22 protein-coding genes and 1 pseudogene are annotated in these 26,851 nt (G+C 42.5%); 12 read left to right on the forward strand and 11 right to left on the reverse strand.

Annotated features, from left to right (window positions below; translation table 11 throughout):
* Positions 1–13: 13 nt before the first annotated feature.
* The 6 genes from pulA to SM121_RS02505 form a co-directional block, all read right to left on the reverse strand.
* Positions 14–2,089, reverse strand: a complete 2,076-nt coding sequence (gene pulA / locus SM121_RS02480; RefSeq protein WP_320911074.1) for a type I pullulanase — start codon at positions 2,087–2,089, stop codon at positions 14–16.
* Positions 2,090–2,097: 8 nt separating this feature from the next.
* Entirely contained in the window at positions 2,098–3,081 is a 984-nt protein-coding gene (locus SM121_RS02485; protein WP_320911075.1) for a LacI family DNA-binding transcriptional regulator, read from the reverse strand.
* Positions 3,082–3,092: 11 nt separating this feature from the next.
* Positions 3,093–3,905, reverse strand: a complete 813-nt coding sequence (locus SM121_RS02490; protein WP_320911076.1) for a DUF1189 family protein — start codon at positions 3,903–3,905, stop codon at positions 3,093–3,095.
* 143 nt (positions 3,906–4,048) lie between these two features.
* Positions 4,049–4,891 (reverse strand): sugar ABC transporter permease, encoded by an 843-nt coding sequence (locus tag SM121_RS02495; RefSeq protein WP_049498945.1) that lies wholly within the window; start codon positions 4,889–4,891, stop codon positions 4,049–4,051.
* 1 nt (position 4,892) lies between these two features.
* Positions 4,893–6,188: a carbohydrate ABC transporter permease gene (locus tag SM121_RS02500; RefSeq protein ID WP_320911077.1), complete on the reverse strand. Its 1,296-nt coding sequence runs from the start codon at positions 6,186–6,188 to the stop codon at positions 4,893–4,895.
* A gap of 132 nt (positions 6,189–6,320) precedes the next feature.
* Positions 6,321–7,577 carry an extracellular solute-binding protein gene (locus SM121_RS02505; protein ID WP_320911078.1) on the reverse strand — a complete coding sequence of 419 codons (1,257 nt, stop codon included), beginning with the start codon at positions 7,575–7,577 and terminating at the stop codon, positions 6,321–6,323.
* Between the two features lie 449 nt (positions 7,578–8,026).
* On the opposite strand from SM121_RS02505, the gene malQ reads away from it, so the two are divergent.
* Both malQ and glgP read left to right on the forward strand, forming a co-directional pair.
* Complete coding sequence (gene malQ / locus SM121_RS02510) at positions 8,027–9,556, forward strand: 4-alpha-glucanotransferase (RefSeq protein ID WP_320911079.1); 1,530 nt, start codon at positions 8,027–8,029, stop codon at positions 9,554–9,556.
* Between the two features lie 46 nt (positions 9,557–9,602).
* A complete protein-coding gene (gene glgP, locus SM121_RS02515) occupies positions 9,603–11,861 on the forward strand; it encodes a glycogen/starch/alpha-glucan family phosphorylase (protein ID WP_320911080.1) in 2,259 nt (752 codons plus the stop codon).
* A 542-nt stretch (positions 11,862–12,403) separates the two neighbouring features.
* Here the strand turns inward: glgP and SM121_RS02520 are convergent.
* Positions 12,404–12,541, reverse strand: a pseudogene (locus SM121_RS02520) (IS30 family transposase); the annotation flags it as partial.
* A gap of 100 nt (positions 12,542–12,641) precedes the next feature.
* Between SM121_RS02520 and SM121_RS02525 the strand changes: the two are divergent.
* The 3 genes from SM121_RS02525 (at position 12,642) to nrdI (ending at position 14,192) form a co-directional block, all read left to right on the forward strand.
* Positions 12,642–12,734: an LPXTG cell wall anchor domain-containing protein gene (locus SM121_RS02525; protein WP_320911081.1), complete on the forward strand. Its 93-nt coding sequence runs from the start codon at positions 12,642–12,644 to the stop codon at positions 12,732–12,734.
* A gap of 425 nt (positions 12,735–13,159) precedes the next feature.
* Positions 13,160–13,675, forward strand: a complete 516-nt coding sequence (locus SM121_RS02530; protein ID WP_320911082.1) for an ABC transporter permease — start codon at positions 13,160–13,162, stop codon at positions 13,673–13,675.
* A 61-nt stretch (positions 13,676–13,736) separates the two neighbouring features.
* Positions 13,737–14,192, forward strand: coding sequence for a class Ib ribonucleoside-diphosphate reductase assembly flavoprotein NrdI (gene nrdI / locus SM121_RS02535; RefSeq protein WP_049487741.1), 456 nt, complete (start codon positions 13,737–13,739; stop codon positions 14,190–14,192).
* Between the two features lie 88 nt (positions 14,193–14,280).
* Here nrdI and SM121_RS02540 read toward each other — a convergent pair whose 3' ends face one another.
* Positions 14,281–14,526, reverse strand: a complete 246-nt coding sequence (locus SM121_RS02540) for a hypothetical protein (RefSeq protein ID WP_023919916.1) — start codon at positions 14,524–14,526, stop codon at positions 14,281–14,283.
* 151 nt (positions 14,527–14,677) lie between these two features.
* The gene (gene argS, locus SM121_RS02545; RefSeq protein WP_320911083.1) at positions 14,678–16,366 is read right to left on the reverse strand and encodes an arginine--tRNA ligase; all 1,689 of its coding nucleotides are present in this window, start codon (positions 16,364–16,366) and stop codon (positions 14,678–14,680) included.
* A 104-nt stretch (positions 16,367–16,470) separates the two neighbouring features.
* Between argS and argR the strand changes: the two genes are divergently transcribed.
* Together argR and mutS are read left to right on the forward strand one after the other, a co-directional pair.
* A complete protein-coding gene (argR, locus tag SM121_RS02550) occupies positions 16,471–16,911 on the forward strand; it encodes an arginine repressor (RefSeq protein WP_003009125.1) in 441 nt (146 codons plus the stop codon).
* Positions 16,912–17,031: 120 nt separating this feature from the next.
* The gene (mutS, locus tag SM121_RS02555; protein ID WP_320911084.1) at positions 17,032–19,581 is read left to right on the forward strand and encodes a DNA mismatch repair protein MutS; all 2,550 of its coding nucleotides are present in this window, start codon (positions 17,032–17,034) and stop codon (positions 19,579–19,581) included.
* 305 nt (positions 19,582–19,886) lie between these two features.
* Here mutS and SM121_RS02560 read toward each other — a convergent pair whose 3' ends face one another.
* Positions 19,887–20,342, reverse strand: coding sequence for a DUF3021 domain-containing protein (locus SM121_RS02560; protein WP_003012810.1), 456 nt, complete (start codon positions 20,340–20,342; stop codon positions 19,887–19,889).
* The gene (locus tag SM121_RS02565; protein ID WP_003012880.1) at positions 20,336–20,776 is read right to left on the reverse strand and encodes a LytTR family DNA-binding domain-containing protein; all 441 of its coding nucleotides are present in this window, start codon (positions 20,774–20,776) and stop codon (positions 20,336–20,338) included. Before SM121_RS02565 ends, SM121_RS02560 begins: the two co-directional genes overlap by 7 nt.
* Before the next feature lie 248 nt (positions 20,777–21,024).
* Here SM121_RS02565 and mutL point away from each other — a divergent pair, with 248 nt between their 5' ends.
* The 5 genes from mutL to recA all read left to right on the forward strand — a co-directional run bounded on the left by mutL (position 21,025) and on the right by recA (position 26,778).
* Positions 21,025–22,968: a DNA mismatch repair endonuclease MutL gene (gene mutL, locus SM121_RS02570; RefSeq protein WP_320911085.1), complete on the forward strand. Its 1,944-nt coding sequence runs from the start codon at positions 21,025–21,027 to the stop codon at positions 22,966–22,968.
* Positions 22,969–22,988: 20 nt separating this feature from the next.
* Complete coding sequence (gene ruvA / locus SM121_RS02575; protein WP_003002260.1) at positions 22,989–23,582, forward strand: Holliday junction branch migration protein RuvA; 594 nt, start codon at positions 22,989–22,991, stop codon at positions 23,580–23,582.
* A 9-nt stretch (positions 23,583–23,591) separates the two neighbouring features.
* Complete coding sequence (locus tag SM121_RS02580) at positions 23,592–24,146, forward strand: DNA-3-methyladenine glycosylase I (protein ID WP_320911086.1); 555 nt, start codon at positions 23,592–23,594, stop codon at positions 24,144–24,146.
* 97 nt (positions 24,147–24,243) lie between these two features.
* Positions 24,244–25,512, forward strand: a complete 1,269-nt coding sequence (locus tag SM121_RS02585) for a competence/damage-inducible protein A (protein ID WP_320911087.1) — start codon at positions 24,244–24,246, stop codon at positions 25,510–25,512.
* A 120-nt stretch (positions 25,513–25,632) separates the two neighbouring features.
* Positions 25,633–26,778, forward strand: coding sequence for a recombinase RecA (gene recA, locus SM121_RS02590; RefSeq protein WP_003002082.1), 1,146 nt, complete (start codon positions 25,633–25,635; stop codon positions 26,776–26,778).
* The last annotated feature ends 73 nt before the right edge of the window (positions 26,779–26,851 follow it).

Genomic DNA, 26,851 nt, shown 5'->3' on the forward strand with positions numbered 1-26,851 from the left:
CATTGTGGTGACCTTATTTTGTTGATTCAGTTTCGTGGAGAAGGAGCCAACTATGAGCAGATATAGAAAGTTCCTTTCCTTTAGGAATAGGCGTTTTTAGATTGGCATGAGGATAGGCAAATAACAGCTGACTATCGCTCGGATGTTGATAGGTCTGTTCTTGATCGCCGATATTGACGAGAATCGTTATTTTTTCACGATTTTTTTCAATCGTGTAGATCAAATGATGTTCAGACAACCATTTGACATCACAGTAGTCGCGAATCTCTTGCCCTTTTTTCAAATGAAGGAGTGGCTGTGACTTCCGATAAGCAATCAATTCTTCAAGAAAAGCAATTTCTTCTTGGCATTTTGAAAGGGATGTCCAGTCCAATTGGTTGAGACTATCTGGCAAGTTATAGGTGTTATCTTCGAGCCCTTTTGTGCGGTAATGTTCTTGGCCAGCAAGGATAAAAGGCACTCCTTGAGATAATAGTACCAAATGAAGCGCGAGGCGTGAGAGAGCTTTTCGATCTTCTAGACGAATCTCTTCCTTTTCAAGTTGGAAATAATCAAAAACAGTTGCATTGTCATGACATTCGACGTACTGAATGGCTTGTTGAGGTTGGGTGAAATGAGCAGGTCCTAGCTTCCCGACATTTGCTGTTAGAATGTTAGCAAAATCATTTGCAGGATGTTGACTCTCACGACGGTGACCGGCTACAAGTGTTCTCTTGACCGTATCCCGGAAGTTATCACTGAAAAAGCCAAAGGCCGGTAATCGTTTCGCGTTGTACTGGTGAGCGAGCTGTTCTTCAGAGAGGCCTGTATCCATCTTCCACCCTTCGCCATAGAGATAGATGTTAGGATAGAGTTCACGGAGTTCTTCTGCAATCTCTGTCATGGTTGGAATGTCTAGGATTCCCATCAAATCAAAGCGAAAACCATCAAAGCCGTAGAGGGAAACCCATTGTTTGAGGGATTGCTTAATATACTGTCTCACCATGGAGCGTTCACTTGCCACGTCATTTCCACAGAAGGTTCCATTGGTCCGCTCTCCCTCTGCATTATAGCGGTAGAAATAACCAGGAACGATCTGTTCAAAAGCGTATTCATCTGCCTTGTAGACGTGATTGTAGACTACATCCATGATGACACTCAGATTGGCCTGATGATAGGTGTCAATGGTGTCTTGGAGCTCCAGGATTCGCGCATAAGGATCGTTAGGATCGCTCGCATAGCTTCCTTCTGGAACATTGTATTGGACAGGATCATAGCCCCAGTTGTAGGCTTTCCATTGATCCTCTTCATCGACACTACCGAAATCGTAGACAGGAAGTAACTGTACATGGGTAATTCCCAGTTTTTGAAGGTAATCAAATCCAAGGACCTGGCCATTGAGTTGGGGCGACTCTGTCAAGCCTTTAAACTTACCCGGGTGTTTAAAGCCAGCCTCTTTTTGGACAGAGAAATCACGAACACTCATCTCGTAGATGATCGCTTCTGTCGGGTCTAATTGACGAGTGGCACGCGTGATAGGACGTGTGATCTTCTTCCGGTCGATGACGAAGCTATCTCCAGAGTTCGCCAAAGAGGATAGAGCATAGGGATCGTGAATCCGACGTTCTAGGCCATTGACACGAAACTCATAGTGGTAGGCCGCTCCTTCCCAATCCCCTTTGAGTACGAGTTCCCAGACACCGTTTTCCGTACGATTCATTGGATAGACCTGATCTTCGATATGAAGGGTCACGTTTTGCGAAATGGGTGCCCAGAATTTAAATTGCGTCTGACTTGATGTGTAGAAACTTCCTAGATCTTCTCCACTATAGGTGAAGGTTTGATCAAAAATGGGTTTGCGAACAATTTGACGATAGTGGAGAATAGAAGAATTTCCAGCAGCATCGTAGATGGTGTACTCTTCTCCAAGTTCAAGCGGAATAGGGCTTAAGAAATAGTCTCCTGTATCAGTCGCTCCACTTGACGTTTTGACAGGGATTAAGGCAAGACGACCTTGGTTTGTTTCCAAATAAAAAGGAAGGATATGCTCCTCTCCTTTTTGGATACGAATCAGGTCTTGGTCATCTAAATAAGCAGTAAATGAAGACATAGAGACTCCTAAAGTTTCGTAATGGTATGGTCAATCAATTGACGGTAGCAAACGGTTTTTCCTTCTTTATGATCCTTGATAATTTGTAGAATTGTCCGAACAGATTCACGTCCGAGTTCCACCGCATTGATGTCAATATAGGCTTCAATATCGAGTCGTGGCTTGATCGAATCAAAGGAAATAATCGGGATTGTCAGCTGGTGTTCTAATAGGTATTGGCGCACCCCTTCAGCAACGAGAATATCGGTTGTCATGATAGCATCTAACTCTGCTAGGGGAAGGCTCTCCATCATTTGATAAGAATTGTCTTCCAACATAAAACCAAATGAAAAATGAACAAGTTTTTCATCGAGAGGAACCCCTGCTTTTTGGAGAGCTTCTTTATAACCTTCGTAGCGGTCTTGGGATACAAACAGCTCTTTGTTTCCCCCGATAAAAGCAATTTTTCGATAGTTTTGTTGAATGAAATAATCCGTCGCATCAAATGCAGCCTTAATATTATCATTATCCACTAGCGATACAAAAGGAGAAGCTGCCTTTCCAAGGATGAGGAAGGGGAACTTGTCTTTGATCGCAAAGTCAACGAGGGGGTCATTCGGGTTGGAATAAAGGAAAATCAAACCATCTACACGATTTCCGTAGATGAGTTGTTTGAGGTTGTTGAGCCGACGTTCTTCATTTTGCCCCGTACAGATTTGGATGGCATAATCATTGTCTGAAGCGATCTGGGTAATCCCTCTTAAAACAGTTGGGAAGAAAGGATTCTGGTAGAAAACGTCACTATCGATTGGAAGGACTAAAGCAATGACTTGACTAGATTGACTGACAAGACTACGAGCATTAAGATTGGGATGATAGTCCAGTTCGACCATAGCCTCACGGACACGTTTTTTTGTTTCATCACTAATCGTGGATTTATTTTGGATGACGCGCGTGACAGTTGAAGGCGCGACGCCAGCGAGTTTCGCCACATCTTTGATGGTAACACGCATGAGAAAACCTCCTAGCGGTGATAGTCTGGATCACGGAAGTGGGTCTTATAAAATACCATAGCAAGATAGAGTACAAATAAGACATTTTGGATCATGATCGTCGTAGTAAATACTTGATGGAATAGTAAACTGATGAGGACACTTAGTAAAATAGGGAGTCCCAAGCAATTCAGAATACAATTGAAACATTCCTTGAAAGTTTGTAGTGAAAAGAGTCGAGATTTTCGTGTCAAGTAGAGGAAGAAAGATGCCCCTACGATGAGAATCAAATAATTGACTGTCGATAAGAAGCCAGAGAAAATCACGAGAAAGAGACTGACAGGGAGTCGATTTTCACGGAACCAATCGCTAGAGATAGCTTGAGTGAAGCTTTTTTTATCCCGGAGGCTCTCTTGATTGATAGCCTGGTATGAGATTGTAGCGAGTTCTTTATTTTCTTTTGAGATGATCAACTGTTTGCGATCAAAATGGAGTGTTAACTCCTTGCCCTCACTCGCCTTTGATTCTTGGCCTAAGACAACCTGTCCTTTTGAAGTCTTGTGTACAGGGTTAGTCCCTGTATAGGTGAGCTCTTGGTCTTTGATCACGACGTGTTCTTGGATATCTTTCATCACGTCTGTTGACAAAGGATCAAACACATCACTGACAAAGGTTGTCAAAGGATAGGTTTTGAGTTGAGCATTTTGAAGAGCCACTGGTATTAGTGTGATAGAGATCAGAAAGAAAGATGTAAAAATCATTTGGAACCAGCTCAGTTTTTTGCGGTTTGCAAAAGAAGAGCGGAAATTGAAGATACTTGCGAAATAATTAAAAGGATAGGGCATAAGATGACCTTTCTAAACATAAGAGTATCAGAAACGCAAAGAGAAATCTCTTTGATTGATTTTATTCTTAACGAAGGGTAGTAAAGCATCCACCATACTACCCTTAACTTAAAAATAAAATGTGTTTGAAATAAGGTTCTATTTTATCCTTTATCCCCACCAGCTGTCAAGCCTGAAACAAAGTTCTTTTGTAGGAAGAAGAATAAGATACAGATTGGAACCGCGATCAAAATCGCACCGGCTGCAAAGAAGGCGATTTTTTGATTTTTTTGGTCACTGATAAAGGTTTGAAGACCAACGGCTACCGTATAGTTCACTTCGTCACGAAGCAAGAATTTAGACAAGATATAGTCTCCGAAAGGCCCCATGAAAGCCCAAAGTGCTTGAACGGCAATCATTGGACGAACAAGAGGAAGGACGATTTGCCAGAAGCGACGGAAGTGTCCAGCTCCATCCAATTTCGCAGATTCATCGAGGGAAATTGGAACAGTATCGAAGTATCCCTTCATCAACCAAGCATTCATTGGGATACCACCACCAACATAAAGGAAGATCAAGAACCAAGGTTGGTTCAAGGCGTTCAGCATCAAAGCCATAACGAAGAAGGCTGTGAGGGCTGCCATGGTTGGGACCATTTGAATGATCAAGAAGAAGACTAAACTTTGTTTACGCGCCAAGAAATTGTAACGGCTGTATGCGTAACCTGCGAAGGTAACGATACTGGTTTGCACAATCATGGTGATAATGGCTATAACCAAGGTGTTCATATACCAAGTGCCATAAGGAGTTTCAGAGAAAAGTTTTGAGAAGTTATCAAAATTAAGATTGCCACTAAAATCAAGTGTAAAGGCACTGACATTCCCTGATTTGAAGGCTGATAGAACCGTAATCAACAATGGATAAATGATAACGATTGAAAGAACCACCATGTACAGGTAAGTCAAGAAATGATTGAGGCGGCGTTTAAATTGAACTGAATTTTTCATTTTATACATCCTCCATATCAAATGCATGTAGTTTCTTGAAGGCAATCATAGAGATTGAGATCACAATCACAGAGATAATCAAGGTTACCGCTGCGGCCATTGAATATTGAGGAGAAGTATTGGTTGTCAACTTATAGATCCAAGAGATCAAGATATCTGTAGATCCAGCGTTTCCTCCAACAGAACCAGGTCCTCCATCATTAAACAAGTAAATAATGGAGAAGTTGTTAAAGTTGAAGGTATATTGACTGATCAAAGTTGGAGCTGCAACAGCCATAATCATTGGGAAAGTGATGCTGCGGAATTTTTGCCAACCGTTGGCACCATCAATATAAGCAGCTTCGTAAAGATCGTTTGGAATCGATTGAAGAATCCCTAAAGTCAAGACGTAGATGTAAGGGAAGCCGAGCCAACCTTGCATCATAATCAAAGCAACTTTTGTCCAGGTAGGATCTGTTTTCCAAGGAATCAAAAGGCCATCTAAGAATGGGAAGATCTTCGCAAACAATGGGATAACTTGTGCATTAATGGCACCGACACTATCGTTAAACATATTTGAGAAAGTTAAGATAGTGATGAAGGCTGGAACAGCCCATGGGAGCAAGAAAATAACCCCAAAAATTCGTTTTCCTTTTACGAATGGTTGGTTTGCAACAATAGCGGTCAAGATACCGAGTGTGATCTGAAGAGTAGAAGCTGCGAGTGCCCAAATCAAGGTCCAGCCAAGAACAGATGTAAAGGCTGAGCGGAAGGTACTCAAGGTCCACATATTAGTGAAGTTTTGGAACCCGATCCAATCCAGCAAGGTTGTTGGAGCGGTATGTTTGAAGTCGTAGTTGGTAAAGGCGATCATCAAAGTTACTAAAACTGGGAAGATAATCGCAAATGTCATAGCAATGTATGAAGGAATGATCAATAAATATGGGAAGCCATTTTCATAGATGGCTTGAACCATTTCTTTTCCAGTTTTTGGAACAGCAATGCCATTGTTGATACGTTTTGCAACGGTTCCAGCATCCTTAATATTTAAGACATAAAATAGGAAGTAAACAATGGTAATGATCAAGTGGAAGGCGCCACGAATCAAGATAAAGAGAGAATTATCTTGCCCACGGACGGTTCCAAGTGTAACCAATTTCGCTAATTCTCCAGCTCCGATTCCTAGGAAATAGGCGAGAAAGAGAACAGTTACGGCAAGAAAAATATAGCCTTTGGTTTTTTGTTTGTTATAAATTTGCCCAAGACCCGGGATCAAAGAGAGCCACATAGCCTTTTTAGGGTTTTGTTCTGTAGTCATTCAAATCTCCTTATAATGTCCTTGCCAGAGAGCAAGAAGACAAGTTTGACAGTGATCTAGTAGAAGGTTCATAATTGAACATAAGAGGTTGGGACCTTGTCTCCAACCTCTTACTCACACCTAAAAACTGTCTTATTTGCTACCGAATTTTTGTTCGATGGTTTCTTTAATCAATTTCACTGCATCGTCAGCAGCATCTTTAGCAGATTTTTTACCGCTTACAGCATCGAAGAGCATAGTTGCAGCTGGATCCCAAACAGCACTCATTTCTGAGATATTTGGCATTGGTTGAGCGTTCTTGAATTGATCAACAACGGCAGTTGTCAATTCATCGTTTTTGCTAACCGCATATTTACGAGCTTCTGTGTTGGCAGGAACTTCATTTGTCTTGTCAAACAAAGCTTTTTGTTGGTCAGTATTTGTCAAGAAGTCAATGAATTTTTGAGCACCATCAAGGTTTTTCGCACCTGCAGGGATAACCCAAGCTTTACCACCACCAAAGGCAGAGTATTGTTTTCCGTTTGGAAGAGTTGGAATCGTTGCGACACCGTAGTTTACTTTAGCTTCTTTCAATGAAGCAGCTTTCCAAGGACCATCGATGATAGCAGCTGTTTTACCTTCTTGGAATTGTGTTTGGATGAAGTTAGCAGCACCTTTTGTATCTTGCAAACCTTTTGGCCATTTAGCATACCAAGTTTTTGCGTATTCGATACCGTCGACAGAACCCTGGTTGTTCAATCCAAGATCTTTAGGATCTGTACCATCTTTACCAAATACATAACCACCATTACCTGAAAGCAAACCGTAAGCATAGTAGAAGTTTGTCCAGTCAGTTAAGAAAGCAGTTGTTTTACCAGGTTCGCTAGCAAAATCGTACTTGCTGTCTTTTGCAAGATTTTCAAGGTCAGCAAATGTTTTTGGAGCTTCGCTTACAAGATTTTTGTTATAGTAGAGAACCAAAGTTTCGATGACAGCAGGTGCACCGTAAACTTTACCACCGTTTGTTACAAGAGCTTCAGTTGTTTTATCTGTATGGCTATCTTTGTTTAATGTAACTTCAGCCAATTGACCATCGTTACCAAGACCACCTACACGGTCGTATGGAGCCATCATTACGTCTGGAGCTTTTTTAGATTGGTTATCAAGAGAAAGCTTATCCAATCCCTCAAGAGCATCACCAGTCTTGATTTTAACTTTTACGCCATTTTCTTTTTCAAAAGCTTTTGCAGCTTCTTCAACATAAGATTTGTAGCCTTTGTCTACATAGACGTTGATTTCTTTACTTGCCTCAGAAGAACCTGATGAGCTATTGCTACAAGCAGCAAGTAAGAAGCCGGCAAAACCAACTGTACCAAGTACAGCAGCACTACGTAAAATTGTACGTTTCATGATTTATTCCTCCTAAAGAATAAAAAAAGATAATAATTAGAAACCGTTTTAGACAAACGTTTTCCTAAAACATCTTAAGTATATCACAAGGCGAAAACGTTTGCAAGTAGTTTTAAACAATTTTTTTAAAAATATTTTAATTCCGAACTTTCTTCTATAAAGTACATCAAATTTGTTGACATTAGCCAAAGGAAAGAATACACTAAGGGGGTGAGGACATTCTGAAAAAAGTTAAAAAAGTTTTTAAGAAATCCCTTGCAGAAAATAGGGAAAAAGTTTATAATAACATGGTACGCAAACGTTTTCGCAAAAATTGCGTAAACTGAGTTGCGCCTGTTCGATTTTTAACAAAGAGTAGAGCCGCTTGAGAGCTGGATACGACTCTGCAACGATACCCATACCGTGCACCGAATCGCAGGTTTCAAAGAAATAAAAAGAGGTGGTAACCCATGAAAAAACGTCAAAGTGGTGTTTTGATGCACATTTCTTCCCTTCCTGGACAATACGGGATTGGATCATTCGGTCAATCAGCATATGATTTTGTTGATTTCCTCGTTCGGACCAAGCAACGTTACTGGCAAATCTTGCCGCTTGGTACAACTAGTTATGGAGATTCTCCATACCAATCTTTCTCAGCTTTTGCTGGGAACACTCATTTTATTGATTTCGATCTTTTGATTGAACGAGGTTTGTTGACAGAAGCAGATCTTAAAGGAGTGGACTTTGGTCAAGATCCTACTCAAGTGGATTATGCAAAGGTTTTCGAACAACGTCGTCCGCTACTTGAAAAAGCCGTTGCGAACTTCTTGAAATCAGGTGATCAAAAAGAATTCCAAGCCTTTTGCGAAGCCAATGCTTCTTGGTTGGACCTATTTACAGAATACATGGCTATCAAAGAACACTTTGATTTAAAAGCCTGGACAGAATGGCCAGATGCAGCTATTCGTGCACGTGAACCAAAAGCTTTGGCTCAATACCGTGAAGAATTGGCGGATCAATTGACTTACCATCGTGTGACTCAATTCTTCTTCTTCCAACAATGGTTGGCCTTGAAAGCTTATGCCAATGATCATCACATTGAAATCGTCGGAGATATGCCAATCTATGTAGCGGAAGATTCAAGTGACATGTGGGCAAACCCTCATCTCTTCAAAACAGATGAAAACGTGAAAGCGACTTGCATCGCAGGATGCCCGCCAGATGAATTCTCAGCAACTGGTCAACTTTGGGGTAATCCGATCTATGACTGGGAAGCAATGGACAAAGATGGCTACCAATGGTGGATTGAACGCTTGCGTGAAAGCTTCAAGATCTACGATATCGTTCGGATCGACCACTTCCGTGGTTTTGAGTCTTACTGGGAAATTCCTGCTGGATCAGATACAGCAGCACCAGGTAAATGGGTTAAAGGCCCTGGCTACAAACTCTTTGCAGCTGTGAAGGAAGAGCTCGGTGATTTGAACATCATCGCTGAGGACCTTGGCTTTATGACGGATGAAGTCATCGAACTTCGTGAACGTACTGGCTTCCCAGGAATGAAGATTCTTCAATTTGCCTTCAATCCGGACGATGAAAGTATCGATAGCCCTCACTTGGCACCAAACAATTCTGTGATGTATACAGGAACACATGATAACAACACAGTTCTTGGATGGTACCGCAATGAAATCGACGATCCAACTCGTGAGTACCTTGCTCGTTATACTAACCGGAAAGAGTACGAATCTGTACCGCATGCGATGCTTCGAACAGTCTTTGCTTCCGTCAGCTTCATGGCGATTGCTACTATGCAAGACTTGCTCGAGTTGGATGGTTCAGCTCGGATGAACTTCCCATCAACTCTTGGTGGTAACTGGTCATGGCGAATGACAGCGGATCAACTGACTCCAGCTGTCGAGCAAGAATTGCTTGATTTCACTACGATCTATCGTCGTGAAAATAAAGACTTGAAAAAAGAAGTTAAAAAAGCAGAAAAATAATCTTTCCCCTATTAAAAAATTATTGAAATATAAGGAGACTTTCAACATGGAATCATTACAAAAATATGTGATTGATCATCATCAAAAAACAATCGCAGAATGTTCAAATGAAGAATTGTACATTGCCTTGCTAAATTACACGAAGCAAGCAAGTGCTCAAAAGAAAATCAATACTGGTAAGAAAAAAGTTTACTATATCTCAGCTGAGTTCTTGATCGGTAAACTCTTGTCTAATAACTTGATCAACTTGGGTCTTTACGACGATGTCAAACAAGAATTGTCAGATGCTGGTAAAGACTTGATCGAAGTAGAAGAAGTGGAATTGGAACCATCACTTGGTAACGGTGGTTTGGGACGTTTGGCAGCCTGCTTTATCGACTCTATCTCAAGCCTTGGTTTGACAGGGGATGGGGTTGGTTTGAACTATCACTTTGGTTTGTTCCAACAAGTATTTAAAAACAACCAACAAGAAACCATTCCAAACGCATGGTTGACTGACCAAAGCTGGCTCGTTCGTTCAAGTCGTAGCTACAAAGTGCCATTTGCACAGTTCACATTGACTTCTACCCTTTATGATATCGATGTCCCTGGTTATAAGGTTGATACGAAGAACCGTTTGCGTTTGTTCGACTTGGATTCAGTTGATTCATCTATTATTGAAGATGGTATTAACTTTGACAAGACAGATATCGCTCGCAACTTGACCCTCTTCTTGTACCCAGATGATAGTAACCGTCAAGGGGAATTGCTCCGTATCTTCCAACAATACTTCATGGTATCAAATGGAGCGCAATTGATCATCGACGAAGCTATCGAAAAAGGAAGCAACTTGCATGACCTTGCTGACTATGCTGTTGTACAAATCAACGATACTCACCCATCAATGGTCATCCCTGAATTGATCCGTCTTTTGACAGAACGTGGTATTGAAATGGATGAAGCCATCTCAATCGTTCGCAGCATGACGGCCTACACTAACCACACAATCCTTGCAGAAGCCCTTGAAAAATGGCCACTTGAGTTCTTGCAAGAAGTGGTCCCTCACCTAGTTCCGATCATTGAAGAATTGGACCGCCGTGTTCGCGCTGAATACAAAGATCCAGCTGTTCAAATCATCGATGAGAATGATCGCGTACACATGGCCCACATGGATATCCACTATGGATTTAGCGTAAATGGGGTAGCAGCACTTCATACAGAAATCTTGAAGAATTCTGAGTTGAAAGCCTTCTACGACATTTACCCTGAAAAATTCAACAACAAAACAAATGGGATCACCTTCCGTCGTTGGCTCATGCATGCCAACCCAACCTTGTCACATTACTTGGATGAGATCCTCGGACGTGACTGGCACCATGATGCATCTAAATTGGAAGACCTTCTTTCTTATGAAGATAAAGATGCAGTCAAAGCAAAATTGGAAAACATCAAGTCTCACAACAAACGGAAATTGGCTCGTTTCTTGAAAGACCATCAAGGTGTGGAAATCAATCCTAACTCTATCTTTGATACCCAAATCAAACGTCTTCACGAATACAAACGTCAACAAATGAACGCTTTGTATGTGATCCACAAATACTTGGACATCAAAGCTGGAAATATCCCTGCTCGTCCAATCACTGTTCTCTTTGGTGGTAAAGCAGCTCCTGCCTACACCATTGCACAAGATATCATCCACTTGATCCTTTGCTTGTCTGAAGTGATTGCAAACGATCCAGCAGTAGCTCCACACTTGCAAGTCGTTATGGTAGAAAACTACAACGTGACTGCTGCAAGCTACTTGATTCCAGCTAGCGATATTTCTGAGCAAATCTCCCTTGCTTCTAAGGAAGCTTCAGGTACTGGTAACATGAAATTCATGTTGAATGGTGCGTTGACACTTGGTACTATGGATGGAGCAAACGTGGAAATCGCTGAATTGGTTGGACGTGACAACATCTACATCTTCGGTGAAGATTCAGAAACTGTAATCGATCTATATGCGAAATCAGCATACAAATCAGCGGACTTCTATGAACGTGAAGCTATCAAACCATTGGTAGACTTCATTATCAGCGATGCCGTTCTTGCAGTTGGTAACAAGGAACGCTTGACTCGTCTTCACAAGGAATTGATCAATAAAGACTGGTTCATGACCCTTCTTGACTTGGAAGACTACATTGTAACCAAAGAACGCATGTTGGCTGACTACGAAGACCGTGATGCATGGTTGGATCAAGTGATCGTTAACATTGCGAAAGCAGGATTCTTCTCATCTGACCGTACGATCGCTCAGTACAATGAAGATATCTGGCACTTAAACTAATCATTAGTTGTTAGACCAAGGTTCTTAAGACCCTGGTCTTTTTCATTACTTCTTATTTGAGAACAGAAAGGGGAAGAAATTTAGAGAATGGACACTTCTGTAAAAAGTGCTGTTTTTTGATTTTTTCAGACTTGAAGGGGAGTATGTTACATAATTTTTTGCTATAACCTTCAACTTTAATCTGTTGGTATAAAAAAATGATTCCTCTTAAAAAGCGTTCCGATGAAATTTATAAAAAAAATATGTTGGTGAAAATATCTTGAAAATAAAGGATTTTTTCAATGATATTTATAGATATTTTCAAATAAATGATAGGGAAGAATCTGAAAGTTAGGAGTTTTATATTGCTAAATTTTTTAAAGTAAAATAAATTAACAAATATTTTAAAATAGTTGATTGTAATACAATAGAGTTAACTGGCAGTAGCGTATTTTAGCCTCTACGGTGAGATTTTTTAAAACGATAAATTGCAAGAATAAGTGCAACATTTACTTGAACTCATCCTCTAGAGCTTCACAAGCAGTCCTGTAAGCTAAACATTTTCATGGTCGGTGATTGATATCATATAAAGCCTTGTTCGAATCCTCATCAGAGATAGTGGCTAAGTCTGTTTTCTTTGGGAAATATTCTCTTAGTAAGCCACTTGCGTTTTCATTACTTCCTCTCTGCCAGGATGAATACACATACGGAGGAAATGATGATATTATCGAAAGCTACACAGTAGTCCCAACTCCTGAAGTTCCAGAACAGCCTGTACAACCTGCGGAACCACAAACACCTGTGCTTCCAAATACAGGTACAGAAAGCTCAACTGCAGCTGTTCTTGCAGGTGCGATAGCTGGATTGCTTGCTCGCAAGAAAAAAGAAGATTAATTCTTATTTCATTCGTTCATTCATCTAAATAGAGAAAGTCAGAAGGCAAGTCCTTCTGGCTTTTTTGATGGAGTGATGACCAAATAGTTGTGAAAAAGGACAGAATAGTTCTTGGATAAGGAAAGAACGTGGCTTTTAAAGACCAAATAGTGTAGAAATGAAGCAGAATAGAAATAATCTACTGAAATAGAGAAAAATCAGCTATACTAGTCCTGTTCGAATGAAAGTTTATAGGACTCCGTTATATCTCTAATCATTCCAATTATACAGTTGCGATGTCTTTTTCATCTTTTGCACACATTATTTTCCAAATGAATTTCATTTGAACGTATCAGTGATCAGGCGAGTGCTTCCATAGTTTGAGGCGCTTGCCTTTCTATCTGTATCGCGATATAATAGGTTGTAAGAAATGAAAAGGAGTTTGTATGAAAAAGAAACCTATCTATCTTTACATCCTGTTATTTTTCTCTACGGTTGGAACCCTAACATCAGCTGTGTCAACCTTTGGAGCTTCAAAGAGCTTTGAATTGACAGATGACTTTGCAAAACAACTTGGCTTAACGACAGCTCAAGACAAGGCGGACTACTTAGCCTATTATGGCAAATCAGCACAAGCCAATCAGTCTCCGCTTGCCTTTTTATTTGTTTCGCTGATTCTTATCGCTTTGCTTGCAACTTTCTATTTCCTCTTTATGAAGGAGGATCTGCTAACAGCCCATTATACTTATTTGGGGCAGATTTTGCTAAACCAAGTATTCTCTTGCTATAATTATCTTGCAGGACGTCCACTATTAGCTAGTTTTTCAAACTCAGCGCTTCGTCAACGATATCTAGCATCTTCATTCCTTGCTTTGTTACTCTTGACCGCTTTGAACCTTCTCTTCTTTGGGATTATCTTGTATAAAACCTTGCGTTTGAGAAAAGCTCAAGCTAGGGCATAATAGATGAGTGTGAATAAAGCTCTCTTAAAGGATAAGAGAGCTTCTTGATTGGAGAAAAAAGATGAAAGTATCCTTTGTTTATATTAGTCTGAGTGGGAATACAGAGAGTTTTGTCCGCCGTTTAAGTGACTATTTGCTGGAAGCCCATCCTGAACTTGAAATCGAGAAAGTTCATGTGAAAGACCTGGTCAAAGAGGGCCAGCCCTTCTTTGAAATGACCAATCCTTTTATTACTTTTTTGCCAACCTATTTGGAGGGTGGAAATGGTGTTGACAATGGCGATGTGGAAATTTTGACGACAGATGTCGCAGATTTTATTGCTTATGGAGACAATGCCAGCAAGTGCTTAGGAGTGGTTGGATCAGGCAATCGGAATTTTAACAATCAATATTGTTTAACCGCTAAGCAATACAGCCAACGCTTTGGTTTCCCCATGTTAGCCGATTTTGAAATGCGGGGGATGTTGGGAGATATTAAAAAAGTAGCGGCCATTGTAGAAGATTTATACCATCTTTAAAACAGAAGAACCAAGCCTAAGCTTGGTTCTTATTTGTTGCGACTGAATAGAAGAGGAGTCATGTTTTGTATGACTCCTCTTTTACGCTTTATTTTAATTTTTCTGTGATTTCTTTAGCAAGTAGGAGCCCTAATCGATAGTCTTTGTTGATGGCATGGATAACATCGTTGATATTGTCGGTCTCTTGGATTTTTTCCTTGATGCTATCTTTGAAAGCTTGATCTTTCAAGAGTTGTTCTTGTAAGAGCCGTTGTAGTTTTTCTCTTTCGTACTTGTTAAATAAAAAGAGGACCACTAAACTGATGAGGATTAAGATGTAAACGGTTTGATTCATAGATTTCTCCTGTATATAAAGGATCTGAAAAGGTAGAGAATGAAGGGCATTGGACATGAGAAAAGGAGTGAGAAAGAACTAAGTTTAAATGCATTTAGTTCTTTCTCACTCCCAGAAGAGATATTCTACTGATCAACAATTAGATAAGAAATTACATTTTCTCAGGTGCATCGACACCAAGTAAGCGAAGGGCTTCTTTCAAAACAACTGCTGTTGAGTAGCTAAGAGCAAGACGGCTATCGCGTTCTGGGCTTTCATCCAAGATACGAGTGTGAGCATAGTACTTGTTGAAGGCTTGAGCCAAGTTAATCGCATATTTAGCGATCAAGGATGGGTCATAGTTTTCAGCGGCACGTTTGACAACACGAGAGAAATCTTGGAGAAGCTTGATGATTTCCCAGCTTTCTGGGTCGCTCAAGCTGTAAGTTGCATCTGTTGATGGGGTGAAGTTAGCTTTGCGAAGGATGGATTGGATACGAGCATAAGCGTATTGAACGTAAGGTCCAGTTTCTCCTTCAAAGGATACCATGGCTTCAAGGTCAAAGTCATACCCGTTGCGACGGTCAGTCTTCAAGTCATAGAATTTAACCGCACCAACACCGACTGCATGTGCCACTTCTTCTTTGTTTTCAAGTTCAGGATTCTTCTCTTCGATTTGAGCTTTGGCACGAGAGATAGCTTCTTGAAGAGTTGGTTCGAGCAGGATGATATTTCCTTTACGAGTTGACAATTTTTGGCGGTTTTTTGTCACCAAACCAAAGTCAACGTGAACCATATCATCGCTCCAGTCAAATCCCATTTTCTTCAAAACAGCTTTCAACTGACGGAAGTGGTTGGATTGTTCTTGACCTACAGCATAGATGTTTTTCACAAAGTTGTAAGTCCGAGCACGGTACATAGCGGTTGCGATATCACGAGTGATATAAAGAGTGGCACCGTCTGATTTCTTAATCATAGCTGGTGGAAGGTTGACATCATCCAACTCAACGATGCTAGCCCCTTTAGACTCTTTCAACAAGCCTTTTTCTTCAAGGATTTGGACAGCTTCATCCATCTTGTCATTGTAGAAAGCTTCTCCGTTTAAGCTATCAAACTCAACACCGAGTAGTTTGTAGATACGGTTGAATTCCACCAAACTCTCGTCACGGAACCATTGCCACAATTCAGTCGCTTCTGGATCTCCATCTTCCAATTTCTTGAACCAGAGACGTCCTTCTTCATCAAGCTCAGGATCGTTTTCAATTTCAGCATTGATACGAACGTAAAGTTTTAGCAATTCATCGATTGGGTTGGCTTCGACAGCTTCCTTGCTACCCCATTTTTTGTAAGCGACCATCAAGAGGCCGAACTGTTTACCCCAGTCTCCCAAGTGGTTGATTTTAATCGTGTTGTAGCCCATTTTGCGGAAGATGTTTGAAAGAGCATCCCCGATAACAGTTGAACGCAAGTGACCAACTGAGAATGGTTTTGCGATGTTTGGGCTTGAAAGGTCGATGGTGATGTTTTGACCATGTCCTTCGTCTTGTTGGCCGTAGTCTGCTCCTGCTTCAATGACAGATTTGATCACCTGATCAGAGATCTTAGATTTGTCTAAGAAGAAGTTCACGTAAGGTCCAGTTGCAACGACTTTTTCGAAGGCGCTTTGGTCGATCTTTTCAGCAATATCTGCAGCGATTGCTTGAGGAGCCTTGCGTTCCACTTTTGCAAGTGAGAAGGCTGGAAAAGCAATGTCACCAAGTTCAGATGATTTTGGTTGTTCAAGCAAGTTTAAAATAGCATCTTGGTCAAGAGATTCAATCACTTTGGCCAATTCACTAGCAATGAGTTCTTTATTGTTCATATTAGCTCCTTAGTCCTTTTAACTATTATTTTAACACAATTCTGAGCGAATTTTCAATTTTTTTGGTATAATTTAAAGTATATTTATTCAAAAGTGGAGGTCCAATGAAAAAGACAGAACGACACCTTTTGATTCAACAGATGATTCGAAATGAAAAACTGTCCACGCAAAAAGAGATTCAGGATCGTTTAGAAGCAAAAGGAATTGCAGTAACTCAAACGACCCTCTCACGTGATTTGCGGGATCTAGGTCTGGTCAAGGTGAAGCGAAAAGATCAATTGTATTATATTTTGCCAAATGAGCCTGAGGTGGCAGAGATTTATATTATGCTGTCCAGCCATGCCAAGTCTGTCTCACGGGCAGAATTCACCTTGGTCTTGCGGACAGAGCTAGGAGAAGCGGCTCTCTTGGCCAACGGTGTAGATGAAATGTCAGATGAGCGTATTTTGGGAACAGTAGCAGGGGCCAATACCCTCTTGATTGTTTGTCGAGACCAAGATGCAGCCATTGAAATTCAAAATGAAATTTTAGGGATGATGCAGTAGTCAAGCCCCGTTGGAGAGAAAGAGAGATGTCAAAAGGAGGAAGATAGTGAGCTATCTACTCCTGTTTTCATCTATGGAGCTTGCGTCAGAAAATGATGCGAGAGTAAGGAATAAAGAAGTATGGCAGTAGAGAAAATATCCCCTGGAATGCAGCAGTATCTAGATATCAAAAAAGACTATCCGGATGCCTTTTTGCTGTTTCGAATGGGAGATTTTTACGAATTATTTTATGAAGATGCAGTGAATGCAGCTCAAATTTTAGAGATTTCCTTAACCTCACGGAATAAAAATGCAGAGAATCCGATCCCCATGGCGGGTGTTCCCTACCACTCGGCCCAGCAGTATATTGATGTTCTCATTGAACAGGGGTATAAGGTCGCGATTGCAGAACAAATGGAAGACCCCAAAGAAGCCAAAGGGGTCGTTAAGCGTGAAGTCGTACAGGTGATTACGCCGGGGACAGTGGTGGATTCGACCAAGCCAGATAGTGAGAACAACTTCCTGGTTGCTTTGGATCGTTCAGGAAATGATTATGGGCTAGCCTATATGGATCTGGTGACAGGAGAGTTTCAGGTGACGACCCTCAATGACTTTAGCATGGTTTGTGGAGAAATCCGCAATTTACGTGCGCGTGAGGTGGTCCTGGGTTATGAGTTGCCAGAACAGGAAGAGCGTGTGTTTGTGAGCCAGATGAATCTCTTGCTGTCACATGTAGAGACGGCGCTCGACGATGTTCAACTCTTAGGGGATCAGTTGAGTGAGCTCGAAAAGAAAACGGCTGGAAAACTTCTCCAGTATGTCTACCAGACACAAATGCGGGAATTGAGCCACCTCAAAAAAGCCCATCATTATGAGATTTGCGATTTCTTGCAGATGGACTTTGCGACCAAGGCTAGTCTTGATTTGACAGAGAATGCTCGGACTGGGAAGAAGCATGGTAGCTTGTATTGGTATTTGGATGAAACCAAGACGGCCATGGGAGGTCGTTTGTTGCGCTCCTGGATTCAGAAACCCTTAGTCGATTTGAAACGGATTCGAGAGCGCCAGGACATCATTCAGGTCTTTATGGATCATTTCTTTGAACGGAGCGATTTGACCGACAGCCTCAAAGGGGTCTATGACATTGAACGCTTAGCGAGTCGGGTTTCCTTTGGTAAGATCAATCCTAAGGATCTCTTGCAGCTAGGAGATACTCTGGGTCATGTGCCGACGATCAAGTCGATTCTACTGGGGATTGGTGATCCGGTCTTAGATGTCTTGATTGCACGCTTGGATGAACTTCCCGAGTTGCACCGCTTGATTACCTCAGCTATTGCTCCGGAAGCGTCTGCTGTTATTACAGAGGGAAATATTATCCGAACTGGGTTTGACGACCAATTGGACCAGTACCGTCTTGTTCTCCGGGATGGTACTGGTTGGATTGCTGAGATTGAGGCCAAGGAGCGCGAAGCCAGCGGCATTACAGGTCTAAAGATCGATTACAACAAGAAGGATGGCTACTATTTCCATGTCACCAATTCTCAATTGAGTCACGTTCCTGCTCACTTTTTCCGCAAGGCGACCTTGAAAAATTCAGAACGCTTTGGTACGGAGGAATTGGCACGCATTGAAGGAGATATGCTAGAGGCGCGTGAGAAGTCTGCTAATCTGGAATATACGATTTTTATGCGGATTCGTGAAGAAGTTGGTAAGTATATCCAACGTCTGCAACAGTTAGCTCAGGCGATTGCGACGGTTGATGTTTTACAAAGTTTAGCCAGTGTCGCTGAGTCGCAACAGTTGAATCGTCCCTTCTTTCATGAAGAACGACGAATCGCGATCGACAAAGGCCGCCATCCGGTTGTTGAGAAAGTGATGGGAGCCCAGTCCTATATTCCTAATAGCATCTTTATGGATGAAGAACGGGACATTCAGCTGATTACGGGGCCAAATATGAGCGGGAAGTCTACCTATATGCGCCAATTGGCGATCATTGTGATTCTTGCCCAAATTGGCTCTTATGTTCCAGCGCAAAGGGCTGAATTGCCAATTTTTGATGCGATTTATACCCGGATCGGAGCTGCTGATGACCTGGTATCGGGTCAGTCTACCTTCATGGTGGAAATGATGGAAGCCAATCACGCCATTCGCAAGGCAACGCCTCAGTCCTTGATTTTATTTGATGAGTTGGGACGGGGAACGGCGACCTATGATGGGATGGCTCTCGCCCAGTCCATCATCGAATATATCCATGATCGGACCGGAGCCAAAACCTTGTTTGCGACCCATTACCATGAGTTGACGTCTCTCTCAGAGACCTTGTCCCGTTTGGAAAATGTTCATGTTGCGACCTTGGAGCGAGATGGTCAGGTTACCTTCTTGCACAAGATTGAACCCGGCCCAGCGGATAAGTCCTATGGGATTCACGTGGCCAAGATCGCTGGTTTGCCAGAAGAATTATTGAAGCGGGCGGATGCGATTTTGACCAAGCTCGAAGGACAAGCCCAGCAAGTACCGCTTGCGGATGCAACTCCTAAAAAGGAAGTGTCTTCGCAGGTTGCTGAACAAATGTCCCTCTTTGAGGAGGAGACAGAAAATACGGTGATCACAGAATTGAAGAATCTGGATCTCTACAATATGACTCCGATGGAAGTCATGATGGCAGTCGCCGAATTGAAAAAGAAATTGTAAAAAGAAGATCCTCGTAATAGCGAGGATCTTTTATTGAAGACAAAGTCATCTTAGAAACTTTCCTTAGGTGAGTACGGACGTCAGCGAACTTCTTCGAAGTTCCAAGACTAATTATTGAGCCTAAGGTCTCAATAATTCCGAGTGCCTGAAACAATTGTGTTTCAGGCACTTTTCTCACAGCGGAAAGTTTCAGTAGATGATTGAATAACTATAACGAGTATAATTTTTATAGAATTTATTAGATTTGTATAAATGAACAGTTTATCTCCACTTTCAGATCCTCGTAGCACTGAGGATCTTTTTGCTTAGTGGTTAGCAATGCTTTGATTGATTTCTTGGACTTGTTTTTTATAAAAATGATAGGAGACCAACCAGATGATCACGTAAACGAGGGTGAATTCGACAATGAGTGAGAGGTAAAATCCGAGTCTTGCTGGGAACCAGCCGGCTAACGTAGCTAGGGGAATAAAGCCAAGCAACATGAGCAAGTAGTGGCTCAGAGTAGCCCGTAAGAGGCTCCAGTCTTTTTGAAAGAGAAGACTTCCGAAGCTAAAGAGGACCCCAATTGCACCCCAAACGAGGGCACAATAGAGCATGACCAGTGAGCCGTGAACATGATGCAAGAACATCCAGCGGCCGACTGCAGAGTTGGGGCTTAAGGGAAGGTACAACTCAGGTGAGAAGAGGTAGGAAAAGAAGATGGATAAGATGAGCCCGATGAAAATCCCTTTTAGGGCGTCAGAAAAAGATTGTTTTAGCATGATAATTTCTCCTTAATGGCTTTCAAGTAACGACGGGAGGAGTAGGTCAGACTCCCGTTTTTAAGATGGATTTGCACAGATCCTCCACCGGTAAAGTGCAGGTGATCGATGGATTGGGTGTTGATAATTTCAGATTGGGAAATTTTGAGAAAGAAGGTCGGCAAGTCTTCAGATAGCTGATAGAGTGGTCCAGTCAGAATAAATTGATCTGTCATGGTCTCACCAATTACTTGCCGATTTTCAATGTAAAAACGTTGGAATAGCTGGCTTTCGATCAGGTAAGCTTCCCCATCCTTTTTGGCACGTAAGCGCCCTTTTTGATCCAATTCTTCCACAAAGTCACGGATTTTCTCAACACGCGCAGACAGTGCAGGTGCTGTGATCATCACCGCTTCTTCTTGGAAGTTGGAATCAATGTGTACTTCTACTTTCATAAGATATTTTCTCCCTCCTTTGGGTAAAGTCGGTTGGTCTGCTAGCCCGGCTCCTTCTTTACACTACTATTAAACACTTTTTCCAAAGGGAAGACAAGGAGATTTGTCTATGTGGTCGTTTTCTTTGCCTATGCGGTTTTTAAGGAAGAAGATGGGACTGTCCTCTATTTTTTAAGAAAGGGAGTCTTGTAGATCTGTGGTATAATAGAGCTACATGTATCGGTGAAAAAATAGGTAAAGGAGCAGACATGTCACAGATTATTGAATTGCCAGAAGTCCTCGCCAATCAGATTGCGGCAGGTGAAGTAATTGAACGACCTGCAAGCGTGGTCAAGGAATTGGTTGAAAACTCGATCGATGCTGGAGCTAGCCAGATCGTTGTTGAAATCGAAGAAGCAGGATTGAAGTCGATTCGGATTACAGACAATGGGGAAGGAATTGCGCATGATGAGGTCGCTTTAGCCCTCCGTCGACATGCGACCAGTAAGATCAAAAGTCAAGCGGATCTTTTTCGTATTCGAACGCTTGGTTTTCGTGGTGAGGCCATGCCTTCCATTGCTTCTGTCAGTATTCTAACCCTTCTAACGGCGCAAGAAGGAGCTGCCCACGGGACCAAATTAGTCGCAAAGGGTGGCGAAATTGAGGAAGTGGAGCCAGCGACAAGTCCTGTCGGGACCAAGATCACAGTAGAAGATCTCTTTTTTAATACACCTGCTCGTCTCAAGTATTTAAAGAGCCAGCAGGCAGAGCTATCCCATATCGTGGATATTCTCAATCGCTTGAGCTTGGCCCATCCTGAGATTGCCTTTACCTTGATCAATGATGGAAAAGAAATGACCAAAACAGCGGGGACGGGTAATCTCCGGCAAGCCATTGCAGGTGTCTATGGCCTGGCGTCTGCTAAGAAGATGGTGGCTATTGAAAATCGCGACCTAGATTTTGAAGTGACGGGCTTTGTGTCTTTGCCTGAATTGACTCGTGCCAATCGCAATTACATCAGTCTCTTTATCAACGGCCGTTACATCAAGAATTTCTTGCTCAATCGGGCTATTTTAGATGGCTACGGTAGTAAACTCATGGTGGGGCGCTTCCCACTCGCGATCATTAATATCCAGATCGACCCTTACTTAGCCGATGTCAATGTTCACCCGACCAAGCAAGAGGTTCGTATCTCCAAAGAACGAGAACTGATGGCCTTGATTTCCCAAGCGATTGCGAACGCTTTGAAAGAGCAGGACCTGATTCCGGATGCTCTAGAAAATCTAGCCAAGTCGACTATTCGTCGAACAGAAAAGCCAGTACAGACGACCCTGCCTTTAAAAGAAAACCGCCTCTATTATGACCGAGAGAGTCAAGATTTCAAGCTTCGACCAGAGGTGGCAGATCCTCAACGGGCTCTAGCAGATGAGACTGCTACTGAAGCTAGAATCCAAGAAAACCCAGTAGAAAAACCGACAAGCGCGATCAAGTTTGCGGAAAGAAAGGCTGTGGTTTATGATGAACTGGATCACCCAGAGCTGGATCTGGCTAGTCTAGACAAGGCCTATGATAAGTTGGATGGGGAAGAACATTCGACTTTCCCAGAGTTGGAATATTTTGGTCAGATGCATGGAACCTATCTCTTTGCCCAAGGCAATGGGGGCCTTTATATCATTGACCAGCACGCGGCCCAAGAGCGGGTCAAATACGAAGAATACCGGGAGAGCATCGGGGACGTAGACGGCAGTCAGCAACAACTGCTAGTGCCTTATATCTTTGAGTTCCCTGCAGACGATCTAATCCGCCTACAACAGCGCAAACACCTCCTAGAGGAAGTGGGCGTCTACTTAGAAGAATACGGAGCTAACCAGTTGATCTTGCGGGAGCATCCGATCTGGATGAAGGAAGAAGAGATCGAGTCGGGCATCTATGAGATGTGTGACATGCTCCTCTTGACTAAGGAAGTGTCCATCAAGAAATACCGGGCTGAGTTGGCCATCATGATGTCCTGCAAACGCTCCATCAAGGCCAACCACATGCTGGACGATTACTCTGCACGCGACCTGATCTATCAACTGTCCCAATGTGACAACCCTTATAACTGCCCTCATGGCCGTCCGGTTTTGGTTAACTTTACCAAGTCAGATATGGAAAAGATGTTCCGACGTATTCAGGAAAATCACACCAGTTTACGGGAATTGGGCAAATATTAATCAAACAATAAAGGAAGATTATGTACGAATACATTAAAGGAATTTTAACAAAAATCACCGCTAAATACATCGTGGTAGAAACAGCTGGAATTGGCTATCTCTTGCATGTGGCCAATCCCTATGCCTACTCTGGTAAAATGAACCAAGAGGTGCACGTCTATCTGCACCAAGTGGTTCGGGAAGACGCTCACCTTCTCTATGGCTTTGCGACCGAAGAAGAGAAACAGCTCTTTTTAAACTTGATCTCAGTCTCTGGGATTGGACCTGTCTCAGCTCTGGCCATCATTGCTGCGGATGACAATGCAGGCCTTGTCCAAGCCATCGAAAGCAAGAACATCACCTACTTGACCAAGTTTCCAAAGATCGGCAAGAAAACAGCCCAACAGATGGTGCTGGACTTGGAAGGTAAGATCAATCTTGATCTAGAAGATGCACCGGCTCAGTCCAAAGCCAAAGTTGCAGAAGAAAATCAAGCCCTGGAAGAAGCTATGGAAGCCATGTTGGCATTGGGCTACAAGGCAACGGAACTTAAGAAAATCAAGAAATTCTTTGAAGGAACTTCTGATACAGCTGAAAACTACATCAAGTCTGCCCTTAAGATGTTGGTGAAATAGGAGAAGAGGATGCCAAAACGTTGTGGATGGGTTAAAATGAACAACCCTCTCTATGTAGCCTACCACGATGAGGAGTGGGGCCAACCTCTCCATGATGACCAAGCGCTTTTTGAGTTGCTCTGTATGGAGGCCTATCAGGCTGGCCTATCTTGGGAAACGGTGCTCAATAAACGCCAGGCCTTCCGTCAAGCTTTTCATGGTTACCAAATTCAAGCTGTTGCAGAGATGACGGATGAAGAGCTAGAAGTTTTGATGAATAATCCAGCAATTATCCGCAATCGTGCCAAGATCTTTGCGACACGGGCTAATGCTCAAGCCTTTCTACAAGTCCAGGAAGAATTTGGATCGTTTGATGCCTATCTTTGGTCTTTTGTCGATGGGAAAACCATCGTCAATGATGTTTCAGATTACAGTAAAGCACCAGCTAAGACGACTTTATCTGAGAAATTATCCAAGGATCTCAAAAAACGTGGTTTTAAGTTCACCGGACCAGTCGCAGTTTTATCCTTCCTACAAGCAGCAGGCCTAGTTGATGACCATGAGAATGATTGTGAATGGAAATAGGAACAATAAAAAGTCGCAGGTTGCGACTTTTTTAAATAATTTAGGAAATTGTGTTAAAATGAAATGAAAATTACGAATAGTATAAGTGGGAGGCACCATGAAGGCGGAAATTATTGCAGTTGGAACAGAAATTCTAACAGGACAAATTGTGAACACCAATGCTCAATTCTTGTCTGAAAAATTGGCTAGTTTAGGGATTGATGTCTATTATCATGTGGCGGTAGGAGACAATGAAGGTCGTCTCTTCTCGACCATTGAGACGGCTTCAAAACGCAGTGATTTGGTGATTTTATGTGGTGGACTTGGGCCAACAGAGGATGATTTGACCAAGCAAACCCTTGCTAAGTTTTTAGGGAAAGAACTGGTTTTTGATCCAACAGCGCTTGCCAAACTCGACACCTTCTTTGCCAGTCGCCCTGATTATGTCCGGACGCCCAATAATGAGCGACAAGCACAATTGATTGCCGGTTCAATCCCCCTTCAAAACCGTACAGGTCTCGCGGTTGGAGGTTTGATTGAAGTCAATGGTGTGACCTATGTCGTTCTACCTGGTCCACCAAGTGAGTTAAAACCCATGGTCAATGAACAATTGGTGCCTCATTTGACAACAGGGGAAGAGCTTTTTTCAAGAGTCTTGCGCTTCTTTGGGATTGGGGAAAGCCAGCTGGTTACGATCCTAGCAGATATCATTGAAAAGCAGAGTGATCCGACGGTTGCCCCTTATGCCAAGACGGGAGAAGTAACCTTGCGTCTATCTACAAAGGCGAAGGATCAAGCTTCAGCGGATGCTAAGCTCGATGTCTTAGAAAAGGAAATCTTATCCCGTCATACTCTGGATCATCAACCCTTGCAAGAGTTGTTTTACGGTTATGGGGATGACAATTCGATGGCCAAGGTGGCCTTTGATCTTTTGAAACAGGCTGGTAAGACCATTACAGCTGCAGAAAGCCTGACGGCCGGCCTTTTCCAAGCGACTTTGGCAGATTTTTCAGGTGCGTCCAGCATCTTCGCGGGTGGTTTTGTCACCTATAGTTTGGAAGAAAAAAGCAAGATGTTGTCTATTCCAGCTCAAGAGTTAGAGCAACATGGAGTGGTGTCTCATTTTACAGCTCAAGCCATGGCTTCACAGGCCCGTAAGTTAACAGGATCCGATTATGGTGTTAGCCTGACCGGAGTTGCGGGGCCAGATAGTCTAGAAGGGCACCCAGCAGGGACTGTCTTTATCGGACTTGCGACTCCGAATGGAGTGGATAGTGTCCAAGTTAATATCGCTGGACGTAGCCGGGCGGATGTCCGCGAAATTGCAGTCCTTCATGCCTTTAATTTGGTGCGCTTGGCTGTATTAAATGGTGAAAATTTGGTATAATGAAGCTTGTGCCAAATGAAGAATAATTCTAAAAATGGATAGGAAATATGCCTTTCAAATGGCGGAAACCGTTGGTGAGTTGCATGAATTTCCTGTATAGTAAAAACATAGGAGAAAAGAATGGCGAAAAAACAGAAAAAATTAGATGATATCTCTAAAAAATTTGGAGATGAGCGTGAAAAAGCGCTCAATGATGCCCTGAAGTTGATCGAAAAGGATTTTGGTAAGGGATCGATCATGCGTTTGGGCGAACGTGCAGAGCAAAAGGTACAAGTCATGAGCTCTGGTTCCTTGGCGCTTGATATTGCCTTGGGTGCTGGTGGTTATCCAAAAGGTCGGATCATCGAAATCTATGGTCCAGAATCATCTGGTAAAACAACCGTTGCCCTCCATGCAGTAGCCCAAGCACAGAAAGAAGGGGGCATTGCTGCCTTTATCGATGCCGAGCATGCCTTGGATCCATCTTATGCAGCAGCTCTTGGGGTCAATATCGACGAACTTCTCTTGTCTCAACCAGACTCAGGGGAACAAGGACTTGAAATTGCTGGTAAATTGATCGACTCTGGTGCGGTTGATTTGGTGGTTGTCGACTCTGTTGCGGCCTTGGTCCCACGTGCGGAAATCGATGGAGATATCGGAGATAGCCACGTTGGTTTGCAAGCGCGGATGATGAGCCAAGCTATGCGTAAACTCGGAGCTTCTATCAATAAGACGAAGACCATTGCCATCTTTATCAACCAATTACGTGAAAAAGTTGGGGTCATGTTTGGGAACCCTGAAACCACACCTGGTGGTCGTGCCCTTAAATTCTATGCTTCTGTCCGTCTAGATGTTCGTGGAAATACTCAAATCAAGGGGACTGGGGACCAAAAAGATACCAACGTTGGTAAGGAAACTAAGATCAAGGTTGTGAAGAACAAGGTGGCTCCACCGTTCAAAGAAGCTATGGTTGAAATTATGTACGGGGAAGGAATTTCACGTACAGGTGAGTTGGTGAAGATTGCAACAGATTTGGATATCATCCAAAAAGCGGGTGCGTGGTACTCCTATAACGGCGAAAAAATTGGTCAAGGATCTGAAAATGCTAAGAAATTCTTGGCTGACCACCCAGAAATTTTTGACGAAATCGACCACAAGGTTCGGGTTCATTTTGGTTTGATCGAAGAAGACGAAGCAGTGAAAACCCTTGATAAAACTGAAGAAGCAGCTCCTGTCGTAGAAGAAGTAACTCTAGATTTAGATGACGCGATTGAAATTGAAGATTAATTTTTTTCAAAATAGGTCGCTAGACTGATGGTTTTTGTGTTATAATTTAATACGATAGTATTATCGTGTGGCG

This window comes from Streptococcus sp. S1 (assembly GCF_034137685.1).
Classification (GTDB): domain Bacteria; phylum Bacillota; class Bacilli; order Lactobacillales; family Streptococcaceae; genus Streptococcus; species Streptococcus dentalis.

Bases quoted from the DNA above. Each gene is read 5' to 3' on its own strand.
- SM121_RS02565 (WP_003012880.1), bottom strand. From the start codon at position 20,776: ATGAAAGTAGAAGTACACATTGATTCCAACTTCCAAGAAGAAGCGGTG.
- SM121_RS02500 (WP_320911077.1), bottom strand. From the start codon at position 6,188: ATGACTACAGAACAAAACCCTAAAAAGGCTATGTGGCTCTCTTTGATC.
- nrdI (WP_049487741.1), top strand. From the start codon at position 13,737: ATGAAAGTATCCTTTGTTTATATTAGTCTGAGTGGGAATACAGAGAGT.
- recA (WP_003002082.1), top strand. From the start codon at position 25,633: ATGGCGAAAAAACAGAAAAAATTAGATGATATCTCTAAAAAATTTGGA.
- argR (WP_003009125.1), top strand. From the start codon at position 16,471: ATGAAAAAGACAGAACGACACCTTTTGATTCAACAGATGATTCGAAAT.
- SM121_RS02585 (WP_320911087.1), top strand. From the start codon at position 24,244: ATGAAGGCGGAAATTATTGCAGTTGGAACAGAAATTCTAACAGGACAA.
- pulA (WP_320911074.1), bottom strand. From the start codon at position 2,089: ATGTCTTCATTTACTGCTTATTTAGATGACCAAGACCTGATTCGTATC.
- argS (WP_320911083.1), bottom strand. From the start codon at position 16,366: ATGAACAATAAAGAACTCATTGCTAGTGAATTGGCCAAAGTGATTGAA.
- SM121_RS02540 (WP_023919916.1), bottom strand. From the start codon at position 14,526: ATGAATCAAACCGTTTACATCTTAATCCTCATCAGTTTAGTGGTCCTC.
- ruvA (WP_003002260.1), top strand. From the start codon at position 22,989: ATGTACGAATACATTAAAGGAATTTTAACAAAAATCACCGCTAAATAC.
- mutL (WP_320911085.1), top strand. From the start codon at position 21,025: ATGTCACAGATTATTGAATTGCCAGAAGTCCTCGCCAATCAGATTGCG.
- mutS (WP_320911084.1), top strand. From the start codon at position 17,032: ATGGCAGTAGAGAAAATATCCCCTGGAATGCAGCAGTATCTAGATATC.
- SM121_RS02530 (WP_320911082.1), top strand. From the start codon at position 13,160: ATGAAAAAGAAACCTATCTATCTTTACATCCTGTTATTTTTCTCTACG.
- glgP (WP_320911080.1), top strand. From the start codon at position 9,603: ATGGAATCATTACAAAAATATGTGATTGATCATCATCAAAAAACAATC.
- malQ (WP_320911079.1), top strand. From the start codon at position 8,027: ATGAAAAAACGTCAAAGTGGTGTTTTGATGCACATTTCTTCCCTTCCT.
- SM121_RS02505 (WP_320911078.1), bottom strand. From the start codon at position 7,577: ATGAAACGTACAATTTTACGTAGTGCTGCTGTACTTGGTACAGTTGGT.
- SM121_RS02490 (WP_320911076.1), bottom strand. From the start codon at position 3,905: ATGCCCTATCCTTTTAATTATTTCGCAAGTATCTTCAATTTCCGCTCT.
- SM121_RS02495 (WP_049498945.1), bottom strand. From the start codon at position 4,891: ATGAAAAATTCAGTTCAATTTAAACGCCGCCTCAATCATTTCTTGACT.
- SM121_RS02485 (WP_320911075.1), bottom strand. From the start codon at position 3,081: ATGCGTGTTACCATCAAAGATGTGGCGAAACTCGCTGGCGTCGCGCCT.
- SM121_RS02580 (WP_320911086.1), top strand. From the start codon at position 23,592: ATGCCAAAACGTTGTGGATGGGTTAAAATGAACAACCCTCTCTATGTA.
- SM121_RS02560 (WP_003012810.1), bottom strand. From the start codon at position 20,342: ATGCTAAAACAATCTTTTTCTGACGCCCTAAAAGGGATTTTCATCGGG.